The organism is Novipirellula sp., assembly GCF_041583735.1.
Lineage (GTDB): Bacteria > Planctomycetota > Planctomycetia > Pirellulales > Pirellulaceae > Novipirellula.
In genome coordinates, this window is the sequence record NZ_JBFHFD010000554.1 from 1 (window position 1) to 5,891 (window position 5,891).

Consider the following 5,891-nt stretch of genomic DNA (forward strand, 5'->3'; position numbering starts at 1 on the left):
GCTGCATTCCATCGCGTTTGCCGACCGCGACGACCTTTCTCGCGATACCGTCGAGACAAGTCGCGCCGGATTTAAATTGGCAATGGACGTCAGTGTCTACACTTTGATCGCTTGTACTAACGCTGCTAAAGGTATCATGAACCCGGGGGGTGCGATAGCTACCATGACCTATTTTGGGGGGGAGAAGTGCGTGCCCGGCTACAACGTGATGGGGATTTGCAAAGCAGCATTGGACGCCACGGTCCGTTATTTGGCTTACGATATGGGGCCATTAGGAGTACGGGTGAACGCCCTTTCAGCGGGTCCCATCCGGACGTTGGCCGGTCGAGCCGCCGGCGTTGAAAAAATGTTGACCATGTACGAGCACATGGCGCCGATGGGCCGCAACGTGACTCACGACGAAGTTGCGCGGACTGGTGCGTTCTTGCTTGGCGATGATAGCAACGGAATCACCGGCGACATTCTGCATGTCGATGGTGGTTATCACGCGATGGGTAGCCCCGGACGTCTGTTAGATCAATTGCAGCAGTCCTAAACCGCGATTTACCCCCGCACCCGTATTCGAAAGGCTCCCCCTGTTTTATCCGACGGGGCTTTTCGCAGCGGAATTGTTTTCACCGCACGCCATCGGCTCGGTGGCTTTTTTCGTCCCCCGAGCCGTTTCCTCAATCCTGTGACTCGATTGGATTTCTGATGGTAAGAACTGCAAGTACGATGTTGCCACTTGGCACCGCCGCGCCCGATTTCAAGCTTCCCGAATGTGGCGGAGGCGAAGTGTCGTTGGCGGACGTTTCGGGTGGCAAAGCGCTGCTGGTGATTTTCATGTGCAACCATTGCCCGTACGTGAAGCATGTTGCCGACCACATCAAGTCGCTCGCCGATGAATACATTGCCAAAGGCGTCTCGGTGGTCGCGATCAGCAGCAACGATGCGGACAAATATCCGGATGATAATCCGGAGGCGATGCAGAAGGAAAAATCGGAGCGTGGTTACGCGTTCCCTTATCTGTTTGACGGCGACCAAAGTGTGGCGCAGGCGTATCACGCGGCATGCACTCCGGACTTTTTCTTGTTCGATGGTCAGGCCAAACTGGTGTACCGAGGCCAACTCGATAGCAGTCGTCCCAAGAGCGACCAACCGGTGACGGGCAAAGATCTGCGAGCCGCTTTGGATGCCGTGCTGGCGGGTGAGAAGCCGAGTGAGAATCAAACGCCTTCGCTTGGTTGTAACATCAAGTGGAAAGAGGGGAATGAACCTCAGTACTTCAATCCGCAAGGTACTGCGTGAGCGACAACGAGGCTCCGCAAAGCTACCTGCACGAGTTGACCCTACGTTTGGCGTTCGGGGCGCTGGGGTTATCGCCCGAAATCCGCGAGGCTCACGCGAACTGGCTTGTCACGCAACAGCGTGACGATGGCGGTTTCGCGGGGCGTGAAGGCGAAAGTGACCCGTATTACACCGCCTTTGCGTTGCGGGGATTGTGGATTTTAGATGGGTTAACGCCCGAGGTGGGTGAAAAGGCGGCCCGGTTTCTACGTGGCCGCATGCAGCGACGTGAGTCGATTATCGATTTGATTTCGCTCGTGTTTGCCGCCGCGATTTGTGAATTGTCGGTGGGGGCCGTGGTGATTGCGGACGAAGACGATTCCTGGCGAAATAATATTGCCGACTTGCTTGCGACGCTGCGGACCGCTGATGGAGGTTTCGCAAAAACCCCCGAAGGCCGAGCCGGCAGCACCTATCAAACTTTTTTGTCCGTGTTGTGTCACGAATTGATTGAGGTGCCGGTTCCCGATACCGATGGGATCCTTCGTTTCCTCGCGTCTCAAGCCCACGGGGAGGGTGGCTTTCTAGAAATTCGTGCTGCCAAACGACCAGGGGTGAATCCGACCGCTGCGGCGATTGGGACGCTAAAAGCTCTCGGACGACTCGATGCGATGGATCACACTGCGACGATTGAATTTTTGTCCGAGATGCAATCCGACGAAGGGGGGATGACCGCCAACACGCGGATCCCGTTCGCGGATCTATTGAGTACATGCACGGGGCTGATCACGTTGGTGGATCTCGATGCGACATCGGTCGTGAATGTCGAGTCGATACAGCAGTACGCACGCATGATGCAGCGCAGTCCCGGCGGGTTTGTCGGTTTGTCGCTCGATGACACCACCGATGTCGAATACACGTTTTATGGAATCGCAAGCCTCGCGTTATGTGAAAACGTGATTCGAGGTTAAGCGTGGCAAGTGGCCACAAAGGGAGCAACAACTGTGACGACGCCTCTTAACGACACTTCTTTGCAGGTCGAAAATCTCTCGAAGTCGTATCCAACGGCGGGCGACCCGCTACAGGTGCTCAGCAACGTGTCACTGTCGCTGGTCGGCGGCGACTCACTTGCGATCGTGGGGCCGAGCGGTTGCGGGAAAAGCACGCTGCTGCAAATTCTCGGGACGCTTGACCATCCCGATCAGGGCACCGTTCGTATTGATGGTCAGGATCCGTTTGCCTTGAACGAAAAAGAGCTGGCAGGGTTTCGCAACCAGCACGTCGGATTTGTCTTTCAAGACCATCATTTGTTGCCGCAATTGTCCGTGCTCGAAAACGTGCTGGTCCCCGCACTGGCGCAGGGAAGCCCTGCGGCCGAACGTTTTCAGCATGCCGAACATTTGCTTGAAAGTGTCGGTTTGGTCGATCGTCGAGCGCATCTGCCCAGCGAGCTGTCTGGGGGCGAGCGAGAGCGAGTCGCGATCGCCCGGGCGCTGCTGATGCAGCCCTCGTTGGTCTTGGCGGACGAGCCAACCGGCAATTTGGACCGCCGCACTGCGGACTCGGTCACCGAGTTGTTGCTTGATTTACCGACCAGCCGGGGCGTTATTTTGGTTGTCGTCACCCATAGCCATTCGCTTGCCGAAGCGCTTCAGCAAAGCCGCGAGCTTCGTGATGGTCAATTGGTACAGTGTTGATCTGTCCACGTTAATTTTGCCCTGAAGTGATCGAGTCGCTCTCGGATTCGCTTGCATCAAGGGGGCAGCCCTAAGGATGATAGATGTCATCGAGGGCGAACGCGCGGCGTCCGCCACTGTTTCCTTAGCGAATCCTTGGCAGCGTTTGGCTTGGACGCGGCTGCGAAGAGTTCGGCAGACTCAACAGGTGGAGAGTCAAGATGCAGGAGGAGTATCACGGTTGGGACGAGCTCGACGCGGAGCAAGGCCATTACAAATTTGCCGAAGTGCAGGGCCACAAAAAAGGGACCGGCACATTTGTGATTACCGATTTCGGCGATACCCCCGGGCCGCGTCAAGCGATCTCGGCGATGATGGCGGCATCCAAGCAATTTAAATGCAAGCTGCATGTTCGCAAGAACGCTTCGACGATGCCGTTACTAACCAAGCTGATCGATGCGTCCATGGTCAAAGTGGCTCAAGTGCGATCGGGTGATGGCGACGAGTACGGGGTGTTGGGAATGCGCGCGACACCCCCGCCACCGAAGAAACCTTGGTGGAAATTTTGGTGAGTGATTAGTCGCGTCGGCTCGCGGGGAGAATCACTTTGACGAGAAATAGTCCAGGCGATCTTTGACTTCGCCTTTCTGGCTCAGCTTGATGCTTGATTTCACCTTTTCCACGTCAAGCGTCAATCGATCGCCAAAGTAATCGTTCAAGTAGGCTGCCGTGTTCAGGATTTGCAACAGTTCAGGCTCGTTGCTCGCACGCTCGATCGTTTGATAGAGCTGGGGACGGATGTCTTCGTCGCTCATCAATGCCATGAACTCGATCGCCCGTAGTGCAACCAACGGTTCTTTGTCGGACAAATGGTTCTTGGCAATACTCGTTAATGACTTGGCGCTCGGTCCAATGCTAGATGCTGCCACCAATCCCCAATAGCGAACCCAAGGATCGTCACTCGAAATGGCCTTGCGTAATGGTGTCTCCGATTTATCGAATGGCAGTATCGCTAGATTAGCCGTGTCGATCAGTTTGGCAATGCGATCCTTGTTCTGTTGACCAAACTCGGTTGGGTTATCCATTGCCGATTCGTAGAGCACGGCTTCGGGGATAAAACTCAGGTCGGGCATCGCTTTGAGTCGCTGATCCAGTCGAGTCCGCATCTTCTTCAAAACTGACTGCGTATTTGGATCTCCCGCCAAATTGCGAGTCTCGTGCGGATCCTGTTCTAAGTCGTAAATCGCTTCGACCGCCTTGGGGCGAAAGAATTGGCTTTGCACTTCGTCGAGTTTTCCTTCCGCGTGCAATTGTCGCCATTGTTGGTAGGCGAGCATCTTGTAGCGATAGTTGTTTTGCAGTCCGTCGGGATAATACGGTTCGAAGTGACGCATGTATTTAATGTTGCCGATTCGCAGCGTGCGAACCAAGTCATATTTTTCATCAAAGCGATCGGCGTAACCGAACGTCTCGTTGCGAGCGTCGACTTCTGCGGTGTCAATTCCGTCGCCCAAAAACGCTTTGCCATCGACGCCGCTGGGGACATTGATTCCGGCGAGGTTCAAAACCGTGGGGCCAAAGTCGACAAACTCGACAAAGCCATGGGTGCGAGATCCGACCTCACGCGAGACCAAGTCTTGCCATCGCTCGGGGACGCGAACGACAAGCGGAACATGCAGCCCGGCTTCGTAGGTGTAGCCTTTGGAACGAGGCAGAACACCACCGTGATCGCCAAAGTAAAAGATGAATGTGTTTTCAAGTTGCCCCTCCGATCGCAGTTCCTGGACGACATTGCCAACCACCTTGTCGATCGCCATCATGCGGTCGTGATAGCTGGCTCGGGTGTAGCGGAAGGTGTCGGTGTCAGGGAAGTACGGTTGCAATTTGACCGAAGCAGGATCGGTTTGCGGCGGAGTGGCCATTGCCTTTTCCGGGAAATGCAGCTGCCCTTCGTGTGACAATCCAGAAGTCACCACATGGAAAAACGGCATCGACTTGTCAGGTCGTTTTTTCCAGCTCGCCTTCTTTGACGATTCGTTCCATGTGCCAGGGGATCGTTCGGCGTTGTAATCTTCCTTGCTGTTGTTGGTCGTATAGTAGCCGGCGTCGTGCAGGTAGGCCGGGAACATTTTGAGTCCCTCGGGCATCGCCGCCATTTTCGAGCGGCGGTGAAACTGGGTGCCGATCCGCGGTGCGTAACAGGCGGAGATCAGCGTGGTGCGAGCCACCGAGCAGACCGGGGCGCACGAAAACGCTCGATCAAACGTGATGCCGTGCTCTGCCAAGGCTTCGATATTGGGTGCGGGCGCCCCATCGGGATCAAAATGCCGCAGATAATGTTTCGAGTTGTCCTCGGACATGATCCAGACAAAGTTGGGGCGATCCGTGGCGAACGCAGCGGGGGTGCCCAGCGTTGCTCCCGCCAAGACGGTTCCTGCGAAGAGAAAGATCAGGGCGACAAGTCGTAGGTAGCGGGGCGATCGAAGTGAGAAGCAGTGGAGCAACATGGAGTTTTCGGTTCCTTGCGGAAAAGTGGTTCTTGCGTTCATCCGGTGGGGGGATTGCGGCTTGGCGATGAAGGAAGATTCATTCGCGTTAGCCAGTGGGTATCGTAATCCAACGAGCCACTCGATGTGGCGGGGGGCGGCGAGATCGCGGTGCCAGAGGTGGGGAAATCGGTGATGGATTTGGCTAAATTCGGGGACGCGATCGGGCGATTAGGTTGCCTGATCCGCCCAAATGCACCATTTGTGCGACGGCGGTGGAAAAATAGTCGTCTGTAGTGTGACACAGGCCTGTACGTAGCGTGGATCGATCGATACACTACGCGGCTCGACAAAACGCCCTTACGCTTGAATTCACTTGAGAGTGCATAAATGTACGCTATCGTTGTAGATGGTGGCCGCCAATACCGCGTCGAACCTGGCATGGAAGTTGACATCGACTTCC

Annotated in this window: 6 protein-coding genes and 1 pseudogene; 6 read left to right on the forward strand and 1 reads right to left on the reverse strand. The window is 55.6% G+C overall.

Translation table 11 applies throughout. The annotated features are described in order from the left end of the window. The 5 genes from ABX962_RS28080 to ABX962_RS28100 all read left to right on the forward strand — a co-directional run. A partial coding sequence (locus tag ABX962_RS28080; protein WP_372724417.1) for an enoyl-ACP reductase occupies positions 1 to 535 on the forward strand: 535 nt, incomplete at its 5' end. A 158-nt stretch (positions 536 to 693) separates the two neighbouring features. Next, positions 694 to 1,287, forward strand: a complete 594-nt coding sequence (locus ABX962_RS28085) for a thioredoxin family protein (RefSeq protein ID WP_372724419.1) — start codon at positions 694 to 696, stop codon at positions 1,285 to 1,287. Beyond that, positions 1,284 to 2,237, forward strand: a complete 954-nt coding sequence (locus tag ABX962_RS28090; protein ID WP_372724421.1) for a prenyltransferase/squalene oxidase repeat-containing protein — start codon at positions 1,284 to 1,286, stop codon at positions 2,235 to 2,237. Before ABX962_RS28085 ends, ABX962_RS28090 begins: the two co-directional genes overlap by 4 nt. Positions 2,238 to 2,270: 33 nt before the next feature. After that, entirely contained in the window at positions 2,271 to 2,963 is a 693-nt protein-coding gene (locus ABX962_RS28095; RefSeq protein ID WP_372724423.1) for an ABC transporter ATP-binding protein, read from the forward strand. A 200-nt stretch (positions 2,964 to 3,163) separates the two neighbouring features. Then, positions 3,164 to 3,514 carry a hypothetical protein gene (locus ABX962_RS28100; RefSeq protein WP_372724425.1) on the forward strand — a complete coding sequence of 117 codons (351 nt, stop codon included), beginning with the start codon at positions 3,164 to 3,166 and terminating at the stop codon, positions 3,512 to 3,514. Positions 3,515 to 3,544: 30 nt separating this feature from the next. On the opposite strand, the gene ABX962_RS28105 is transcribed toward ABX962_RS28100, so the two are convergent. Continuing rightward, positions 3,545 to 5,449 (reverse strand): sulfatase-like hydrolase/transferase, encoded by a 1,905-nt coding sequence (locus tag ABX962_RS28105; RefSeq protein WP_372724426.1) that lies wholly within the window; start codon positions 5,447 to 5,449, stop codon positions 3,545 to 3,547. Between the two features lie 369 nt (positions 5,450 to 5,818). Between ABX962_RS28105 and ABX962_RS28110 the strand changes: the two are divergent. Further along, a pseudogene (locus ABX962_RS28110) lies at positions 5,819 to 5,891 on the forward strand (50S ribosomal protein L21); the annotation flags it as partial.

Excerpts from the sequence above, each read along its gene's own strand:
- ABX962_RS28085 (WP_372724419.1), top strand. The coding sequence starts at position 694 with ATGGTAAGAACTGCAAGTACGATGTTGCCACTTGGCACCGCCGCGCCC.
- ABX962_RS28100 (WP_372724425.1), top strand. The coding sequence starts at position 3,164 with ATGCAGGAGGAGTATCACGGTTGGGACGAGCTCGACGCGGAGCAAGGC.
- ABX962_RS28105 (WP_372724426.1), bottom strand. The coding sequence starts at position 5,449 with ATGTTGCTCCACTGCTTCTCACTTCGATCGCCCCGCTACCTACGACTT.